This window comes from Micromonospora sp. NBRC 110037 (assembly GCF_001652995.1).
In the GTDB taxonomy this organism is placed as follows: Bacteria; Actinomycetota; Actinomycetes; order Mycobacteriales; family Micromonosporaceae; genus Micromonospora; species Micromonospora chalcea.
Map to the genome: position 1 here is coordinate 446,223 of NZ_BBVA01000005.1, position 17,117 is coordinate 463,339.

Sequence of the window (17,117 nt, forward strand, 5' to 3'; positions counted from 1 at the left end):
GTCATGGGGTCGTTCAGGGTACGTGAGGCGCTGCTGGTCGCGGTCGCCGCGTGCGCCGCCCCGCTGGTCGGCGCGCTGCCCGCCCAGGCCGCGCCGCGCGCCGCCGAGCCGGTGCCGGAACAGCCCCCGGCCGACGTGATCTTCGTGGAGGTCACCCCGGGCACCGTGTCGCCCGGCTACCTGGTCGGCATCCGGGCGAGCTGCCGGAACAACACCGTGCCGGCGATCGTCACCTCGGACGCGTTCGGCAAGATCCAGGTGCAGCCGCAGCGCGGCCTGCTCACCGCCACGCCGATGGTGCACGAGCGCACCCGGCCCGGCAACTACCGGGTCAAGCTGGAGTGCCCGGGCGGGGAGACCGCCTCCACCATGCTCCAGGTGGTCAAGCAGGGGCAGCCCACCCGGCAGCCGACCCACCCGCCCAGTCACCTGCCCAGCCGCGGCCCGGCGACCGGGTTCGGCGGCACGGCCGGTCCCGGCCTCGGCGGCCTGCTGGTGCCGGTCGGACTGGCGGTGACCATGGTCGGCGCCGGGCTCGGTGTGGCCGCGTCCCGCCGCCACGCCCGTGGCGCCGCCGGACGCTGAGGCCCGCCATGGCCGAGCACTTCGTCCCGCCGCCCGCCGCATCCCGGCGCTCCGGCTGGCCGTTCGTGGCTCTGCCCCCGCCCGCCGCGCCGCCCACGGGCTCGGCCCGGCCGTCCCGGGCCGGGCCGCCCGCCGACGCCGCCCGGTTCTCCAGGGCTGATCCGGCCGCCGCGCCCCGGACCGGCCCGCGCTCGGGGAGTGGGTCTGCCGCCGAAACAGGTCCGTCCGCCGGGACCGGATCGTCCGCCGGGACCGGGTCGTCTGCCGTGCCGGTGTCCGGGGCGCGGCCGTGGATGCCGCCGCCCGCCGCGTCGCGACCGTGGTATCCGCCGTCGGCCGATCCGCCGGCCCTGCGCCCACGCCCCGCCGGGCCGCCACCGGCATCGCCGGGCGGGCGGGACCGGGGCCGGGGCTCCTGGTCGAAGCCGCTGGCAGTGGTTCTGGTGCTGGTCGGTGTGTTCGCCACCGGGGCCGGGCTGGGGCGCACGGCCGGGCCGTTCGACTTCGCCGACGCGTCGACCGAGTCGAGCGGATCGGGCGGTTCGGGCGCGGCGGCGGCCCCGGCGAGCGCTGCCGCTCCGGCCCGGAAGCCGGCGAGCCGGCCGGTACGCCTGGCGGTGCCGGCCATCAAGGTCAACGCGCCGGTCACCCCGGTCGGGCAGGCGAAGGACGGCTCGGTGGACGTACCGCCGCTGACCGAGCACGACCAGACCGGCTGGTACGACAGGGGAGCGGTGCCCGGCGACCCGGGTCGGGCGATCATCGTGGGCCACGTCGACACCAAGAGCGGCCCGGCCGTGTTCTACCGGCTGCGCTCGCTCAAACCGGGCGCCCGGATCCAGGTGACCCGCGCGGACCGCAGCGTGGTGACGTTCAAGGTGGACAGCGTCGAGTACTTCGACAAGTCGAACCTGCCCGCCGCGCGGGTCTACGGCGACTCAGGTCCGGCCGAGCTGCGCCTGATCACCTGCGGCGGCGAGTGGGTCGGCGGCCGCACCGGGTACCAGGACAACGTGATCGTCTTCGCGTCCCTGGCATCCTGACGGGCCACCGCCCCGTCGATCATGAGGTTGGCGGTGACAAAACGGACGTCGAGCGCCGCCAACTTCATGATCGACGGAGAAGGGGGATGGGGAGGGGGAGGGGTCAGGGCTTGGCGGGGACCTGCTGGACGACCTCGAACTCCAGCAGGTTCGCGCCGGTGGCGACCGGCTTGCGCGGCTCGCCGCCCTCGGCGTGCGCGGCCCGGGACGGGCCCTGCGCCCACGCCTGGTACGCCTCCTCGCTCTCCCAGCGGGTGTACACGAAGTAGCGGCTCTCCCCGGCGACCGGGCGCAGCAGCTCGAAGCCGAGGAAACCGGGGGAGTTCTCCACCGCGCCGGCCCGGGCCGCGAACCGCTTCTCCAGCTCCTCGCCGGCGCCGGGCGGGACGTCGATCGCGTTGATCTTCACGACTGCCATACGTCCACCCTAACGAGCCTCGGACTCAGAACGTCTCGACGGCCGGCGTCAGGTCGGCGTCGACCACGACCGGGGCGTGGTCCGAGGGACCCTTGCCCTTGCGGGCCTCCCGGTCCACGTACGCGGAGCGGACCGCGCGCGCGAACGGCGCGCTCGCGTACACCAGGTCGATCCGCATGCCCTTGTTCTGGTGGAACATCCCGGCCCGGTAGTCCCAGTACGTGAACGGGTGCGGCCCCTTCATCGGCGTCGGCACCACGTCCTCCAGCCCGAGGTCACGCAGCGCGGCCAGGGCGGCCCGTTCGGCCGGGGTGACGTGGGTGGAGGTGGCGAACAGCGCGGGGTCCCAGACGTCGGCGTCGGTGGGCGCGACGTTGAAGTCGCCGCAGACGGCCACCGGCAGGGGCCCGGCGACCTCCGGTTCCAGGGCGTCGCGCAGCGCCGCGAACCAGGCCAGCTTGTACGCGTAGTGCGGGTCGTCCGGCGTGCGGCCGTTCGGCACGTACACCGACCAGACCCGCAGCCCGTCGCAGGTGGCCGAGATGGCGCGGGCCTCGGGTTCGGGGAAGCCGGGCTCGCCCGGGAAGCCGACCGCCACGTCGGCGAGCCCGACCCGGGACAGGACGGCGACGCCGTTCCACCGGCCGTCGCTGTGGCTGGCCACCTCGTAGCCCAGCTCGCCCACCTCGGCGACCGGGAACGCCCCGTCCGGGCACTTGGTCTCCTGCAGGCACACGACGTCGGGTTTCGTGGTGGCCAGCCAGTCGAGCAGCCGGGGCAGGCGGGCCTTCACCGAGTTGACGTTCCAGGTCGCCAGGCGCATGGCCCCAGCCTGCCGCATCGCCGCCCGTCCCGCCGCCTCAGCGCTCCGGGGTGTCGCCGGGGCGGGTCTGCTCGGCCAGGAAGCGCTCCAGCTCGGCGCCGAGCTCGTCGGCGGTGGGCAGCGGACCGGTCTCGCCGGCGAGCAGGCTCTTCTCGCCCCGGCCGCGGGCGAACGCGTCGTACTGCTCCTCCAGCGCCTGCACCAGCGTGGCCGCCTCCTCGGTCTGGGTGACCTGGCGGTCGATCTCCACCCGGACCGCCTCGGCGGCGGTGCGCAGGTCCTCGACCGGCAGCAGCAGGCCGGTGCTGCGGGACACGGCGGACAGCAGCGCCTCGGCGGCGGCCGGGTACTCGGCCTGGGCCACGTAGTGCGGCACGTGCGCGGCGAAGCCGAGGGCGTCGCGGCCCTGCTCGCCGAGGCGGTACTCCAGCAGGTGGCCGACGCTGGCCGGCACCTGCACCTTCTGCAGCCACGGCTCGTGGCCGGCGATCAGGTCCTTGCGCGTGGCGTGCGCGGTGACGCCGCTGGGCCGGGTGTGCGGCACCGCCATCGGGATCGAGTTGAGCCCGACGGTGAGCCGGACGTCGAGGCGGGCGCAGAGGCCGGCGACGGCGGCCACGAAACGCTCCCACTGCAGGTCCGGCTCGGGGCCGGTGAGCAGCAGGAACGGGGTCTCGTCGTCGTCGCGCAGGAGGTGCAGCTCCAGCGCCGGGGCGTCGTAGTCGGCCCAGTGGTCCTCGACGAACGTCATCACCGGGCGGCGCGAGCGGTAGTCGAAGATCTGGTCGACGTCGAAGCGGGCGATCGTCCGGGCGTCGAGCGAGGTGAGCAGCTGTTCCCGGGCGAGCCGGGTGGCGTTGCCGGCGTCGACGAAGCCGGTGAGCGCCTGGATCAGCACCGGCTGGCCGAGCTCGGGCAGCTCGTCGGTGAGTTCGTAGAGCTCGTGTGGATCGAGCACCGGTGGGGTCCTCCCTGTCGACGCGTACGGGGGAGCGCCGAACGTGCGGTCTCCCCGGTTCGGCAAACGTACCGGGGGGTGTGGTCCATTCCGTTACGGACACCTCTGATGCCCGGATGGTGATCACGATTCGGCTACGCCCCGGTCCGGCGGCCGACATCCGGATCGTCCGAACGGACGAGTTAGTCGATCACCGGGCGGGACCGGGACATCTACGAGGTTCGTGCCGGGAGAGTTTCGGCGCGTGGCCGGCGGGTGATTCGCCGGGTTCCCGAGGTCTGTCGTCGGCTGGGCGCGGCAGGCCGCGAGTGTCCGGCCCGGGTCGGCCGAAGTGTGGCGAGGGCCACTCGACAGGCCTGGGTGATCCCGGTTTGCCCTGCCTAGCCTCGTCGGATGCGTAGCGACGGCACCCTCGACGACCCGTTCGGCCCCGGCCGCCCGGCTGACCGTTCGGACGATACCCCCTCCACCAACCGTTCGACGAGGCTCCAGGGACTCTTCCGGCGTACCCGCTTCTGGGCCCCCATGAACCCCCGGCCCGGCCGGACCAGGCTCGCGGTCGCCACCGGCGCGGCCTGCTGCCTCGGCCTGGTCGGCGTCAGCCAGGCCGGCTTCGGCGCGCCGGAGCGCGCCGCCGCCCCGGCGCCCTCGGCGGAGGTCGCCGAGCGCGCGGAGGCCGACGTCGCCTCCCGCGCGAGCGCCCGCCCGACCACCGCGCCGACCACCGCCGCCCCGTCCGCGACGGCGAGCCCGAAGGCGACCGCCAAGCCCAAGCCGAAGCCGACGAAGACGGTCCGGCAGATCGTCCCGGTCGCCGGCCTGGACCGGACCCAGATGAACAACGCCAAGAAGATCGTGCAGGCCGGCAAGGAGATGGGCGTGCCGCGCCGGGCCCTGGTCATCGCGGTGGCGACCGCGATGCAGGAGAGCACGCTGCTCAACTACGCCAGCGGCGTGCTGCCCGAGTCGCAGAACTACCCGCACCAGGCCATCGGCTGGGACCACGACTCGGTCGGGCTGTTCCAGCAGCGGCCGAGCAGCGGCTGGGGCACCGTCGAGCAGCTCATGGACCCGGAGTACGCGACGAAGGCCTTCCTGTCCGCGTTGGAGGAGATCCCCGGCTGGCAGGACCTGCCGCTGTCGGTGGCCGCCCAGGCGGTGCAGATCTCGGCGTTCCCGGACGCGTACGCCCAGCACGAGTGGCGGGCCGGCGAGGTGGTGGCCGAGATCCTGGGCTGAGCCGGACGAGTGGTTGCCGAAGGGTCGATTCGGGTATCACGGGGCTTGCCGGTCCCAGGTACACATGAAGGGGACCGCGGGACGGAGGACACCATGTCGCTGATGCAACGGATCACCGCCTTCCTGCGGTCGCCGCGGGGCCAGCAGTTGGTCGACCGCGGCCGGCGTGAGATGTCCAAGCCGGAGAACCAGGCCCGGCTGCGGCAGATCGCGACCCGGCTGCAGTCGCGCCGGCGCTGACCCGCGTCACCCCCGCCGCACGAGCCCCCGGAGCCCTTCGTGACCGACCCCGCCCCCGTCGGGGAGCCCGACGCCGTCCCCGCCGCCCCCGCCCCGCCGGTGGACGCGCCCGAGGCGCCACCGGCCAAGCTCTGGGACCGGATGCGGGAGGACCCGCAGTACGCCCCGGAGCACCTGGCCCTGGAGGCGGTTCGCCGGCTCGGGCCGGAGGCCGCGCAGTGGGCGGCCCGGGAACGTGCCCTGCGGCCGGACGCGCCGCCCGAACAGCTGGCGGACCAGGCGGTCCGCAAGTTCGTCAACCACGCCCGGCTCTCCGGCGCGGTCTCCGGCGCCGCCGGGCTGCCCGGCGCGGTGATCGACGTGGGCGTGCTGGCCTGGACCCAGGCCCGGCTGGTGCTGCACGTGGCGGCCGCGTACGGCGCCGACCCGACGCACGTCGACCGGGCCACCGATCTACTGGTGCTCCAGCGGGTGCACAAGGCCGCCCAGACCGCCCGCCTGGCGCTCGGGGTGGCCGCCGGCCGGGAGCGGGCCGGCGCGTTGTTCGGCTCCGCCGCCGATCGGGCGCTGGGCCGGGTGATGCTCCAGCTCGGTGTCCGGCTGGCCCGGATGGCCGGGGTACGCGCCGCCAAGCGGATGTTCGCCAAGGTCGTGCCGGGCGCCGCGATCGTGCTCGGCACCTGGGCCAACTCGTCGGCCACGAAGGAACTGGCCGACCGTACGCGCGCCCTCTACCGGGCCGGTGGTCCCCGGCCGCTTCCCGGCCCGCGTCAGCCCTGACCCTCCTCGGCCCCGGGCCCGTCCGTCCGGGCGGCCCGCGCCGGTCAGCTCGCCCAGCCGGACGCGTTCCAGGCCACCTCGGCCAGCCGGCCCTGCCCGGCCGCGTTCGGGTGGAACCAGTCCAGCGCGTTCACCTGGTCCAGCGTGAAGCGGTGACGGTGCACCGCGCCGCCGTCCCAGCGGCAGCGTGACCCGTACGCCCGGCAGGCGGCACGGAGCTGACCGTCGTACGCCTCGATCCGGTCCCGGACGCGGGCCCGGCGGGCCACCGCGGCGGGCGCGGTCGACGTGGCGTCTGCGAGCAGCGCCGGGCAGACGCCACGCGACCAGGCCCGCACGGCGCGGGGCTCGGTGTGCCCGATCTGCCAGAGCCGGTGCAGGTCCGGGATGCTGACCATCAGCACCCGGGCCTTCGGCCGGCCCTCGCGCAACACGCCCAGCGCCGCGTCGACCTGGTCGCGGAACGTGGCGACGGGCGTCATGTCGTCGACGTCGCCCCGGCAGGCGTCGTTCGCGCCGATCAGCACGGTGACCAGGTCGGCCTTGTCGCGTACCGCGGACCGGGCCTGGCCGGTCAGCGCGGACGCGCGGGCCCCGGGCGCGGCCCGGTTGTACGCCCGCAGGCCCGGCGCGTCGGCGCGCAGCCGCCGGTAGATGCTCTCCACCCGCAGGCCGTCCCCGGTCGACCAGGAGTTGCGTTCGCAGCTCACCAGCACCAGGCAGGAGCCGTAGCCGGTGCTGACCGAGTCCCCGAGCGCCGTGAGGACCCGGGGCTCGCCGGGGCGGGGTGTGCCGGAGGGCCGGGGCGACGCCTCGCCGGAGCCGTCACAGGCGAGCGCGACGAGCGCCGCCAGGCAGGCCAGGGCGGCGATCCAGCGTCGAGGCATGGGTTCCCCCGTCGGGCGGCGGCAACGGGCGCGTCGACCCTATGCCCCGGCGGGGTCCCGGAAGCGGTTCTGTCGGCTATCAGGCATAGACCACTGTCGTTCACATCTGTCGGGTCGGCGCAGGCCGGCCGTGCAGCCACCGGTGCAGCAGGCGGGTGATCCGGGGCAGCACCAGGTAGGTCATCAGCGGGGTGAGCACGAGCGTCATCAGCAGCGTCCGCCCGGCCAGCGGCACGTCGGCGAGGAACCGGGCGGTCAGCAGCGTGGCGGCCAGGCTCAGCGGGAAGAACGCCAGCCAGATCGTGACCGCCTGCTTCCAGCGCGGCGGCGCGGCCGGCTCCGGCTCGCCGAACGTCTCGACCACGTGGTCCACCGGCGGGTCGAACCAGCCCTCGATGCCGGTGCGCCGCTCGACCCGGGTGTGCTCGACGATGCCCTGCGCCGAGCTGAGCCACCAGCGCCGCTGCGGCGAGTCCTCCCACCCGCGCAGCGTGTCCGCGTCGGCGAAGCGGTACATCACGTGCCACTCGCCGGAACCGGGGGCGCTGCGGACGAAACCGGCGCCGAGGAAGCCCGGGAAGCTCTCCGCGAGCGCCGTACCGGCCCGCATCCACGCCACCACCTCGTCGGTACGCGCGGGGTCGGCGCGCCGGGACACGGCGACGGTCACGGGTACGGCCTGCGTCGTGGTCATGCCATCCTCTCCACCGGCCCGCGGGATCTCCGCCGGAAACCGGCACCCCGAAGTAACGCACCCGCCCGCAGCGCGCATCCGGCGACCGCCCGCCGGGTGTCCCGGATCACCGGCGTTCCCGCCCGGCCGGTTATCCCCGCCCGTGCCGGGGTAGGCCCCAGGAATGACCCGATCACAACCCCGGCGCGCCCGCGGCACGGTCGGCCACGCGAACAGCGCCCTGAACCTGCGGCTCGTGCTGGCGACGTTCGGTCTGGTCGTGATGACCGTCTTCGCGGTGCTCGCGTTCGCCGCCGGCATCGCCTGGCTGGGCGTGGTCTGCGCGCTGCTCGCCGTGGTGGCGGTGGTCGACCTGGTCGTGATCCAGCGCCGCCGCGCCGCGCGCCGCCGGGAGGAGCCGGGCGTGCGGCACTCGCTGTTCGAGTGACAGGAGGACGACATGCCCATCGCCACCACCAATCCCGCCACCGGACAGGTGCTCAAGACGTACGACGCGATGTCGGACGAGCAGATCGACGCCGCGATCGAGCGGGCCGACCTGGCCTTCCGGCAGTTGCGTGAGACCACCATCGCGCAGCGGGCCCGGTGGCTCACCGCCGCCGCCGACCGGCTCGACGCCGAGCGCGACGAGACGGCCCGGCTGATGACCACCGAGATGGGCAAGACGTACGCCGCAGCCAAGGCGGAGGTCACCAAGTGCGCCACCGCCTGCCGCTTCTACGCCGACAACGCGCCGGCGATGCTCGCCGACGAGCCCGCCGACGCCGCCGCGGTCAAGGCCAGGCGGGCGTACGTGCGCTACCAGCCGATCGGCCCGGTGCTCGCGGTGATGCCGTGGAACTTCCCGCTGTGGCAGGTCATGCGCTTCGCCGCCCCGGCCCTGATGGCCGGCAACACCGGCCTGCTCAAGCACGCCTCGAACGTGCCGCAGACCGCGCTCTACCTGGAGGACCTGTTCCGGCGGGCCGGGTTCCCCGAGGGCGCGTTCACCACGCTGCTGGTCGGCTCCGACGCGGTCGACCGGATCCTCAGCGACCCCCGGGTACGCGCCGCCACGCTCACCGGCAGCGAGCCGGCCGGCCGGTCCATCGCCCAGATCGCCGGCCGGGAGATCAAGAAGACGGTGCTGGAGCTGGGCGGCAGCGACCCGTTCGTGGTGATGCCCTCGGCCGACCTGGACACCGCCGCCGAGGTGGCCACCACCGCCCGCTGCCAGAACAACGGTCAGTCCTGCATCGCCGCGAAGCGGTTCATCGTGCACACCGACGTGTTCGACGCGTTCGCCGAGAAGTTCGCCGCCCGGATGGCGGCGCTGCGCGTCGGCGACCCGATGGACGACGGCACCGACGTCGGCCCGCTGGCCAGCGAGCGTGGCCGCGACGAGGTGCACGCCCAGGTCACCGACGCGGTGGACCAGGGCGCGACGGTGCTCTGCGGCGGTGAGAAGCCGGCCGGGGACGGCTGGTACTACCCGCCGACTGTGGTCACCGACCTGCGCCCGGAGATGCGGATGTGGTCCGAGGAGGTGTTCGGGCCGGTCGCCGGGCTCTACCGGGTCGGCTCGTACGACGAGGCGATCGAAGTGGCCAACGGCACCAGCTTCGGCCTCGGCTCCAACGCCTGGACCAACGACCCGGCCGAGCAGGAGCGCTTCGCCGTCGACCTGGACGCCGGCAACGTGTTCATCAACGGGATGACCACGTCCTACCCGGAGCTGCCGTTCGGCGGCGTGAAGAACTCCGGGTACGGCCGCGAGCTGTCCGCCGCCGGCATGCGCGAGTTCTGCAACACCAAGACCGTGTGGATCGGCGAGGGCCAGGCCGGCGCGGGCGCCGGAGCGCACTCCGAGTAGACGCGATTGGCCGGACGCCGTCACGGGTAGGAGTGCCCACCATGACGGCGTTCGGCTTCCACGCATCCCACGAGCAGATCCACCCGGCCCGGCTGCTGGAGGCGGTGATCCACGCCGAGCGCGCCGGCTTCGACGCGGCCATGTGCTCCGACCACTTCTCGCCGTGGAGCGAGCGGCAGGGCCAGTCCGGGTTCGCCTGGTCCTGGCTCGGGTCCGCGCTCCAGGCCACGAACCTGTCCTTCGGCGTGGTGAACGCGCCCGGCCAGCGCTACCACCCGGCGATCATCGCGCAGGCCATCGGCACGCTCGGCGCCATGTACCCGGGCCGGTTCTGGGCCGCGCTGGGCACCGGCGAGGCGGCGAACGAGCACATCACCGGCGAGGTCTGGCCGCGCAAGGACGTCCGCTCCGCGCGGCTGCGCGAGTGCGTCGACGTGATCCGGGCGCTGCTGGCCGGCGAGGAGGTCAGCCACGACGGCCTCGTCACAGTGGACCGGGCGAAGCTGTGGACCCGGCCGGAGGAGCCGCCCGCGCTGGTCGGCGCCGCGGTCAGCGTCGCCACCGCACGCTGGTGCGCCGAGTGGGCCGACGGGCTGATCACCGTCAACGCGCCGGTCGAGCACCTGCGCCGGATGATCGACGCCTACCGGGACGCGGGCGGACGCGGCCCGCTGCACCTGCAGGTGCACGTGAGCTGGGCGCCCGAGCAGGCCGAGGCCGAGGCGATCGCGTACGACCAGTGGCGCAGCAACGTGTTCGCGCCGCCGGTGTGCTGGGACCTGGAGACCCCCGAACACTTCGACGTGGCGAGCGCCGACGTGCCGATGTCGACGGTCGCCGAGACCGTGAACGTCTCCGCCGACCTGGGCCGGCACATCGGCTGGCTGGAGGAGTACGTGGCGCTGGGCTTCGACCAGATCGCGCTGCACCACGTCGGGCAGGAGCAGCGCGCGTTCATCGACACGTTCGGCGCGGAGGTGCTGCCGAAGCTGCGCTCCGCCGCCTGATCACACATCGACGCCGCGGCGCATAGGCTCGACGCTCGTGGATGCTCTGTTCGAGGTAGTGGTCTTCCTGGCCATCGCCACGTTCGGCGCGGCGCTGGCCCGCAAGCTCGGCCTGCTCGCGCCGATCCTGCTCGTGGTGCTCGGTCTCGCGCTGTCCTTCCTGCCGTTCTTCCCGCACGTGCGGCTGGACCCGGACCTGGTGCTTGTGGGCATCCTGCCGCCGCTGCTGTACGTGGCGGCGGTGGAGACGTCGGTGCCGGCGTTCCGGCTCAACCTGCGGCCGATCCTGCTGCTCGCCGTCGGGCTGGTCATCTTCACCGCGTTCGTGGTGGGCACCGTCGTGCACTGGTTCCTGCCCCAGCTGCCGTACGCGATCTGCCTGGCGCTGGGCGCGGTGGTGGCGCCGCCGGACGCGGTCGCCGCCACCGCGGTGGCCCGCCGGGTCGGCCTGCCCCGGCGGATCGTCACCATCCTGGAGGGCGAGAGCCTGGTCAACGACGCCACCGCGCTGGTGCTGCTGCGGGTCGCGATCGTCGCGGCGACCGCCACCACCGGCGGCGTCGGGTTCGGCGACGTGGCCCGGGAGGTGGTGGTCGCGGCCGGCGGCGGCGTCCTGGTCGGCCTGCTCGGCGTGGTGGTCTTCGGCTACCTGCACAAACGCGCCACCGACCCGGTGCTGGACAACGCGCTGTCGCTGATCGTGCCGTTCGCCGTGGTGTTCGCCGCCGAGGAGATCCACGCCTCCGGGGTGGTCGCGGTGGTGGTGACCGGCCTCGGCATCGGGCACAAGCTGCCCACGCTCATGTCGGCCGCCTCCCGCCTGCAGGTGACGGCGTTCTGGCGGCTGATCCGGTTCCTCCTCGAAGGACTGGTGTTCCTGCTGGTGGGCCTGCAGCTGCCGGAGGTGGTACGCGACCTGGAGGAGCCGCTCGGCTCGATCGCCGCGATCACCGCCGCGGTGCTGGCCGCCGTCTTCCTGGCCCGGTTCGTCTGGGTCTTCCCGGCCACCTACCTGGCCCGGCTGGTGCCGCGGGTACGCCGGCGCGATCCCGCGCCGCCGGTGCAGTTCCCGGTCGTCATCGGCTGGGCCGGCATGCGCGGCGTGGTGACGCTGGCCGCCGCGCTGGGTCTGCCGCTCACCCTCGCCGGCGACACGCCGTACCCGCGTGCGCTGCTCATCTGGCTGGCGTTCGCGGTGATCGTCGCGACGCTGGTCGGGCAGGGCGCCACGCTGCCCTGGCTGGCGCGGCGGCTGCGGCTGCCGCCGGACGACCCGGTGCAGGACGCGCTGTCCGCCGCCGGGGTGCAGCAGCGGGCCAGCCGGGCCGCCCGGGAACGCCTCGACGAGCTGGCCGAGGGCGCGCCGGAGGCGGTGGTGGAACGCCTGCGCGGGCTCACCACCTCCCGCGCCAACCTGGCCTGGGAGCGGCTCGGCGGCACCGAACGGGAAACTCCCTCCCAGGCGTACGCGCGCCTGCGGCAGGAGATGATCGATGCCGAGCGGGAGGTGTTCCGGGCCGCCCGCGACTCCGGCCAGATCCCGGAGGAGGTGCTCACCCGCGCCTATCGTGACCTGGATCTGGAGGAGTCACTGCTGCGACAGGAGGTCGTCGAATGAGCTGCCGGCACCTGGCCGAGGCGGGCACGGCCGAGCCCGCCACCACCACCGAGTGCCCGGACTGCGTGGCGATCGGCAACCCGGACTGGGTGCACCTGCGCGCCTGCCTGACCTGCGGGCACGTGGGCTGCTGCGACTCGTCGCCGTACCAGCACGCCACGAAGCACTTCGAGTCGGCCGGGCATCCGGTGATGCGGTCGGTCCAGCCGGGGGAGTCGTGGCGCTGGTGCTTCGTGGACGAGGAGATCGGCTGACTCAGCCGACCCGGCGCTCCAGCACCTGCCCGGTCCACGTCGGGCGGCCCGGCCGCTCCACGGTGAACGGCTCGGTGGCGGTGAACCCGCAGCTCTCGTAGAACCGCACGAGCGCCCGGTCGGGGCTGCGGAAGCAGTCCACCCGCAGCAGGCCCACGCCGCGTTCGCGGGCCAGCTCCGCCGCGTACGCCAGCAGCGCCGCACCGACCCCGCGCCCCGCGTACGCCCGGTCGGTGACCAGCAGGTTCACGTACAGCTCCGGTTCGGTGGCCGGCGGCACGTAGTCCATCGCCGCGCCCACCACCAGCGCGCCCGCCACCGTCGCGTCGATCTCGGCCAGGTACAGGCCGTCCCCGGCCGCCCACTCCTCGGCCTGGGCGATGCGGCGCGGGTCGATCGACGCCGGCTCGGTGCCCCACTGGTCGGTACGCCCGCGTTCGGCCAGCCAGGCGGTGGCGCTGTCGAGCAGCCGCAGCAGCGTGGGCGCGTCGCCGGGTCCGCCGGGGCGGATGGTGAGGGAGGACTGGTCGGTCATCCCGCCATGCTGCTACACCGCGCTCAGCCGGGCACGCCGACGGGTCGCGCCCGTGGCGCCGGCCGGTGCGCCACCGCCCGGCGGGTCAGCGCCGGGGCGGCCAGCCCCGCGGCGGCGAAGACCACGCCGAGCACCAGCCAGCCGACCGGACCGCTGCCGAGCACCAGCAGCGTGAGCAGGCCCCGGCCGAGCGCCTGGGCCAACCCGGCGAGCAGGCCGTCCGCGCCCTGGTAGGCCCCGATCGCGCCGGGCGGGGCCAGGTCGTAGGCGAGGCCCGCCCCGGCCGCGCCGTGCCACAGGTCGCCCACCGTCCACACCGCCGTCGCGACGAGCAGCAGGACGACCGCCGGGAGCACCGGCATGGCGGCTGTCGCCGCGTACAGCGGTGTGGCCGCCGCGAGCACGAGCCCGGCCCGGCGCAGCTTCCGCGCGGCCGGCGCGGCCCGCTCGGCGCCCCGGCTCAGCCGGACCGCGAGCAGCACGGTGAGCACCGTGTTTGCCAGCAGCACCGCCGACACCACGGGTGGCGGCGCGCCGGCCCGGTCCACGGTCCACAGCGGTACGACGAGCACGAGCACCGTCACGTGCGTGCTCAGCACCGCCGACGCGCCGCTGACCGCGAGGAATCGTCCGTCCCGCAGCGGTCCGCCGCGCCGCCGCGCGCCCGGTCCGCGTCGGGTGCCACCGCCGGTCGTCATCGCTCCGGGCGTCGTCTCCGCGTCGGGTGCCGGTCTCGCCGCCGTGGCCCGGCGCGCGTCGGCGGCCGGCTGCGGCGGCAGGCGCAGCAGCAGTGCCGCCGAGAGCAGGTAGGTGGCCGCGTTGCCGACCACGAGCACCTGGTAGGCCCGGTGCGTGTCCACCGCGAGCGCGATCCCGGCCAGCGCGGTACCGACGGTGATGCCCAGGTTCGCCACCGCGCGCAGCGTGGCGAAGGCGTGCACCCGGCCGTCCGGGCCGCCCACCGCGGCCACGAGCGCCGCCCGTACCGCCAGGTTGCCGGTCGCGAGCAGCGCCTCCGGCACCGCCACCGCCAGGAACGCCGGGAACGAGCCGACCAGCAGGTACGCGAGCGCGGCGACCGCCTGGCCCACCTGGAGGACGGCCCGGAGCGTACGCGGATCCGACCTGTCGGCCAGCGCGCCAAGCGGCACGCTCGCGCTGAGCCCGACCAGCCCGGCGACGGTGAGCCCGGTGCCCACCGAGGTGGCGGAGAGGCCCACGTCCCGGGTCAGGTAGAGCGCCCCGCCCGCCAGCCACAGCCCCGCGCCGACCGTGTTGACCAGCGTGGCGTACGCGAGGGTGCGCAGCGGCCCGGGCGGCGGGAGCGGCGAGACGCGTCCCATCAGCGGGGTCCGGCGAGGGCCATGGGGTCGACGCTAGGACTGTTCCGGCTGGCCCGGAGCCCCGCTCGGGGCGACGCCTGTCACACCGCGAGCCCGCCGGGCGTCGCCGCCGCCGGTCACCGCCGAAACATCCGGAGCGAGCGCGGTGCGGGAAATCCCTCGCCTGCCAGTCCCCGCTCTGCCAGGGTCGGCGCCGTGGAGCGCAGCAGGATCGCCAGGGCCGAGGAACTGACCGAGGTGCAGCGGATCGAGGTGGCTTCCGGCACCCCGTTCCGGGAGATCGGCATGACCCTGGTGGCCGACATGCCGCCGCTGCCGGTGGAGGCGCTGGCCGCCGGGCAGCGCGCCGGCCGGCTGTGGGTGGCGACCGACCCGGCCGACCGGCCGATCGCGTTCGTGCTCGCCGATCTGGTCGACGGCGCGGCGCACGTGCAGCAGCTCAGCGTCGATCCGGCGTACGCCCGCCGTGGCATCGGGCGGCGTCTGCTCGACCGGGTGGCGGTGTGGGCGTCGTCGCAGGGGTTGCCGGCGTTGACGCTGACCACGTTCCGCTCGGTGCCGTGGAACGGGCCCTACTACGTGCGGTGCGGATTCCGCGAGCTGAGCGGCGCGGAGTTGACGCCCGGCCTGATCGAGCTGCTGGCCGCCGAGGCGGCGCTGGGCCTCGACCCGGCCGAGCGGATCGCGATGCGCCGCCCCGTCCCCGCACGCCTACCCGACTGAGCGGTTGATCCGTCGACCGGGCATCGGGGCGTTGCCACGTTCCGGTTGATCGCCACCCCGTCCGTCTCGTACGAGCCAGTCCCACGTTCCGGGCCAGGTAGAGCGCGCCGCCGGCCAGCCACCGCCCTGGGCGGCGGGAGCGGCGCGATGCGTCCCATCAGCGAGGTCCGGCCGGGGCCATGAGGTCGACGCTAGGCGCGGGTCGGCTGTCGCGTTGCCCTGGACAAAGCGATGCCGCTCACCCCGCGGATCAATCCCCGCGCTCCGGTGAGCGCGCCGTTCAGCGGCCTCCGTCGGACCAAGGTGTCAAGTCGGCGAGGCGTTCGGTCGCCAGGCAGGAGATCAGGCAGCGCTCCTTGGCGTCGCCGAGCAGTCGGGCGGTCCAGTCGGTGAAGCCGCCGTCACCGACATCCCGCTTGTCGTCGTGCAGCGAGACGCGCAGCGCGGCGCCCCGGTAGTAGCCGCGACCGCGTTTTCGCTCCGGCTCGTCGTGCAGGGAAACAAGGCTGTCGCCGAACGCGGGCCGGACGGTGTCGTGGAGCCGTTCGCCGACGATCGGGTCCAGGGCCGTGACGTGCAATCGCGGTGCGGCCGCCGGGGCCAGCTCGGCCAGCACGGTGCGCCAGAAGGTGAGATGCCGAAGAAGCAGCCGGGCCTCGGTGCGCCCCGAACCGGTGTCCCGCGCGGTGGAGACGAGCGCGCAGAGCCGGAAGTGGGCCGAGGCGTCAGGACCGAAGTCCTGTGCCCGCAGCACCCTGTGCATCGCGGCCAGGTGCACCTCGTCGGCCTGGCTGCGGCGCGCCGCAGCTTCCACCGCCAGGGCGTTCGTCGGGTCGCTGACCACCTCCGTGCCGCGCATCGTGGAGACGATCCGGTGCTGGCTGACCGGTGCGACGGCGGCGCAGGTGCCGAGTGGCGCCACCGGCGACAACTCCACCCCTGCCACGTCCGGCGGTAACAACGACCAGATCCGCCCCTCCACCCGGGACAGCGCACGGGGGTCGGCCGCGGACGGCCGGACGAACCGGTCCTCCTGCCAGCGCCGCAGCACCTGCGCCGGACGGACGGCCCCGGCGCGGTCCCGGGCGACGCCGAGAAGCAGTGTTCGCAGGTCCGCCGCCGGGAGCGCGGCGAGCGCCTTGCGGCTACCGGCTGGCATTGCCGCCCACACCCGACGTTCCGCGTCGCCGCCCACGAAGGTCACGGTCGCGCACGTGCGTGTGCGAGTCCACCGGATTCTCGTAAGCGGGGTGACGCGCGGTCGGCAGGCACCGCTGGAAGGATGAGCTCTGAGCGCTATGCCTCTCAGTCATGAATATGGGTCTTGTGACGTGTCTGTGGGTGGTTGGGCGCGTCGTTGATGGCGCACGCCGTTGTCCTGCCTAGGTTCTGGCTTGTCGAAGGTCAGAACTTGATGGGCGGGAGAACGGCGTGCGTTCTGCCAGGGTATGGGCTGGGCTGCTCGGGGTCGAGCAGGCGGTTGTCGAGGGCGTGGAGTTCGATCCGGTCGAGTCGGTGGTGGTGGCTCGGGTGCGGGTGCGTAAGGGCGCGTCGCGGCGGTGTCCGCACTGTCGTCGGCGGTGTGCCCGCTATGACGCTGGGGTTCGTCGTCGGTGGCGGGCGTTGGATCTGGGCGTGGTGCGAGCGGTGATCGAGGCGCACGTGCCGCGGGTGTCGTGTCCGGAGCACGGGGTTGTGGTCGCGGCAGTGCCGTGGGCTCGGCATGGGGCAGGGCACACCCGGGCGTTTGACCAGATGGTGTCGTGGTTGGCGGTGCATACCGCGAAGTCGGCGGTGTCGCAGCTGATGCGCATCAGTTGGCGCACCGTCGGGGCGATCGTGGCGCGGGTGTGGGCCGACACCGGTGCCGCGGTGGACCGCCTTGAGGGACTGCGCCGTATCGGCATCGATGAGATCAGCTACAAGAAGGGCCACCGCTACCTGACCGTGGTGGTCGATCATGACACCGGCTGGCTGGTCTGGGCCTCGCCCGGCAAGAGCGCGGCGACCCTCAACGCGTTCTTCGACCTGCTCGGCGATGAGCGGGCCGCGAAGATCACGCACGTGTCCGCCGACGGCGCGGACTGGATCACCACCGTTATCCGACGGCGCTGCCCG

Annotated in this window: 20 protein-coding genes; 12 read left to right on the forward strand and 8 right to left on the reverse strand. The window is 74.3% G+C overall.

Annotated elements, in window-relative coordinates; all coding sequences use genetic code 11:
• Nucleotides 1–3: 3 nt before the first annotated feature.
• Together A4R25_RS18270 and A4R25_RS18275 are read left to right on the forward strand one after the other, a co-directional pair.
• On the forward strand, nucleotides 4–585 hold the full coding sequence (locus A4R25_RS18270) for a hypothetical protein (RefSeq protein WP_043325069.1): 582 nt from the start codon (nucleotides 4–6) through the stop codon (nucleotides 583–585).
• Nucleotides 586–878: 293 nt separating this feature from the next.
• Nucleotides 879–1,628 (forward strand): class F sortase, encoded by a 750-nt coding sequence (locus A4R25_RS18275; protein WP_370446798.1) that lies wholly within the window; start codon nucleotides 879–881, stop codon nucleotides 1,626–1,628.
• A gap of 103 nt (nucleotides 1,629–1,731) precedes the next feature.
• On the opposite strand, the gene A4R25_RS18280 is transcribed toward A4R25_RS18275, so the two are convergent.
• The 3 genes from A4R25_RS18280 to A4R25_RS18290 are packed head-to-tail and all read right to left on the reverse strand — an operon-like array spanning nucleotide 1,732 to nucleotide 3,827.
• The gene (locus A4R25_RS18280) at nucleotides 1,732–2,046 is read right to left on the reverse strand and encodes an antibiotic biosynthesis monooxygenase (protein WP_043325067.1); all 315 of its coding nucleotides are present in this window, start codon (nucleotides 2,044–2,046) and stop codon (nucleotides 1,732–1,734) included.
• A gap of 25 nt (nucleotides 2,047–2,071) precedes the next feature.
• The gene (locus A4R25_RS18285; RefSeq protein WP_043325066.1) at nucleotides 2,072–2,869 is read right to left on the reverse strand and encodes an exodeoxyribonuclease III; all 798 of its coding nucleotides are present in this window, start codon (nucleotides 2,867–2,869) and stop codon (nucleotides 2,072–2,074) included.
• A 37-nt stretch (nucleotides 2,870–2,906) separates the two neighbouring features.
• Entirely contained in the window at nucleotides 2,907–3,827 is a 921-nt protein-coding gene (locus A4R25_RS18290) for a proteasome assembly chaperone family protein (RefSeq protein WP_043325065.1), read from the reverse strand.
• A 393-nt stretch (nucleotides 3,828–4,220) separates the two neighbouring features.
• Here A4R25_RS18290 and A4R25_RS18295 point away from each other — a divergent pair, with 393 nt between their 5' ends.
• The 3 genes from A4R25_RS18295 (at nucleotide 4,221) to A4R25_RS18300 (ending at nucleotide 6,086) form a co-directional block, all read left to right on the forward strand.
• Nucleotides 4,221–5,066, forward strand: coding sequence for a hypothetical protein (locus A4R25_RS18295; RefSeq protein WP_064447510.1), 846 nt, complete (start codon nucleotides 4,221–4,223; stop codon nucleotides 5,064–5,066).
• A gap of 93 nt (nucleotides 5,067–5,159) precedes the next feature.
• Complete coding sequence (locus A4R25_RS31500) at nucleotides 5,160–5,306, forward strand: hypothetical protein (protein WP_166456378.1); 147 nt, start codon at nucleotides 5,160–5,162, stop codon at nucleotides 5,304–5,306.
• 39 nt (nucleotides 5,307–5,345) lie between these two features.
• Nucleotides 5,346–6,086, forward strand: a complete 741-nt coding sequence (locus tag A4R25_RS18300) for an EcsC family protein (RefSeq protein WP_064447511.1) — start codon at nucleotides 5,346–5,348, stop codon at nucleotides 6,084–6,086.
• A gap of 44 nt (nucleotides 6,087–6,130) precedes the next feature.
• On the opposite strand, the gene A4R25_RS18305 is transcribed toward A4R25_RS18300, so the two are convergent.
• Together A4R25_RS18305 and A4R25_RS18310 are read right to left on the reverse strand one after the other, a co-directional pair.
• The gene (locus A4R25_RS18305; RefSeq protein ID WP_043325062.1) at nucleotides 6,131–6,973 is read right to left on the reverse strand and encodes a GDSL-type esterase/lipase family protein; all 843 of its coding nucleotides are present in this window, start codon (nucleotides 6,971–6,973) and stop codon (nucleotides 6,131–6,133) included.
• A gap of 100 nt (nucleotides 6,974–7,073) precedes the next feature.
• Complete coding sequence (locus A4R25_RS18310; RefSeq protein ID WP_043325061.1) at nucleotides 7,074–7,667, reverse strand: antibiotic biosynthesis monooxygenase; 594 nt, start codon at nucleotides 7,665–7,667, stop codon at nucleotides 7,074–7,076.
• Nucleotides 7,668–7,830: 163 nt separating this feature from the next.
• Here A4R25_RS18310 and A4R25_RS18315 point away from each other — a divergent pair, with 163 nt between their 5' ends.
• From A4R25_RS18315 to A4R25_RS18335, 5 genes are read left to right on the forward strand one after another with little or no spacing between them, the layout of a single operon-like run.
• On the forward strand, nucleotides 7,831–8,094 hold the full coding sequence (locus A4R25_RS18315) for a DUF6343 family protein (protein ID WP_043325060.1): 264 nt from the start codon (nucleotides 7,831–7,833) through the stop codon (nucleotides 8,092–8,094).
• A gap of 12 nt (nucleotides 8,095–8,106) precedes the next feature.
• On the forward strand, nucleotides 8,107–9,519 hold the full coding sequence (locus A4R25_RS18320; protein WP_064447512.1) for an NADP-dependent succinic semialdehyde dehydrogenase: 1,413 nt from the start codon (nucleotides 8,107–8,109) through the stop codon (nucleotides 9,517–9,519).
• 32 nt (nucleotides 9,520–9,551) lie between these two features.
• Entirely contained in the window at nucleotides 9,552–10,526 is a 975-nt protein-coding gene (locus A4R25_RS18325) for a TIGR03885 family FMN-dependent LLM class oxidoreductase (protein WP_084789465.1), read from the forward strand.
• Between the two features lie 37 nt (nucleotides 10,527–10,563).
• Nucleotides 10,564–12,144, forward strand: a complete 1,581-nt coding sequence (locus A4R25_RS18330; protein ID WP_064447513.1) for a Na+/H+ antiporter — start codon at nucleotides 10,564–10,566, stop codon at nucleotides 12,142–12,144.
• Nucleotides 12,141–12,398: a UBP-type zinc finger domain-containing protein gene (locus A4R25_RS18335; RefSeq protein ID WP_043325056.1), complete on the forward strand. Its 258-nt coding sequence runs from the start codon at nucleotides 12,141–12,143 to the stop codon at nucleotides 12,396–12,398. Before A4R25_RS18330 ends, A4R25_RS18335 begins: the two co-directional genes overlap by 4 nt.
• Before the next feature lies 1 nt (nucleotide 12,399).
• On the opposite strand, the gene A4R25_RS18340 is transcribed toward A4R25_RS18335, so the two are convergent.
• Both A4R25_RS18340 and A4R25_RS18345 read right to left on the reverse strand, forming a co-directional pair.
• Complete coding sequence (locus A4R25_RS18340; protein ID WP_064447514.1) at nucleotides 12,400–12,933, reverse strand: GNAT family N-acetyltransferase; 534 nt, start codon at nucleotides 12,931–12,933, stop codon at nucleotides 12,400–12,402.
• 23 nt (nucleotides 12,934–12,956) lie between these two features.
• The gene (locus A4R25_RS18345; RefSeq protein ID WP_082931060.1) at nucleotides 12,957–14,276 is read right to left on the reverse strand and encodes an MFS transporter; all 1,320 of its coding nucleotides are present in this window, start codon (nucleotides 14,274–14,276) and stop codon (nucleotides 12,957–12,959) included.
• A 195-nt stretch (nucleotides 14,277–14,471) separates the two neighbouring features.
• Here A4R25_RS18345 and A4R25_RS18350 point away from each other — a divergent pair, with 195 nt between their 5' ends.
• Nucleotides 14,472–14,999: a GNAT family N-acetyltransferase gene (locus A4R25_RS18350; RefSeq protein ID WP_231915570.1), complete on the forward strand. Its 528-nt coding sequence runs from the start codon at nucleotides 14,472–14,474 to the stop codon at nucleotides 14,997–14,999.
• Between the two features lie 280 nt (nucleotides 15,000–15,279).
• Here A4R25_RS18350 and A4R25_RS18355 read toward each other — a convergent pair whose 3' ends face one another.
• Nucleotides 15,280–16,158 (reverse strand): hypothetical protein, encoded by an 879-nt coding sequence (locus A4R25_RS18355; protein ID WP_064447551.1) that lies wholly within the window; start codon nucleotides 16,156–16,158, stop codon nucleotides 15,280–15,282.
• A 272-nt stretch (nucleotides 16,159–16,430) separates the two neighbouring features.
• On the opposite strand from A4R25_RS18355, the gene A4R25_RS30715 reads away from it, so the two are divergent.
• On the forward strand, nucleotides 16,431–17,117 hold a 687-nt coding region (locus A4R25_RS30715; protein WP_197494926.1), incomplete at its 3' end, for a transposase.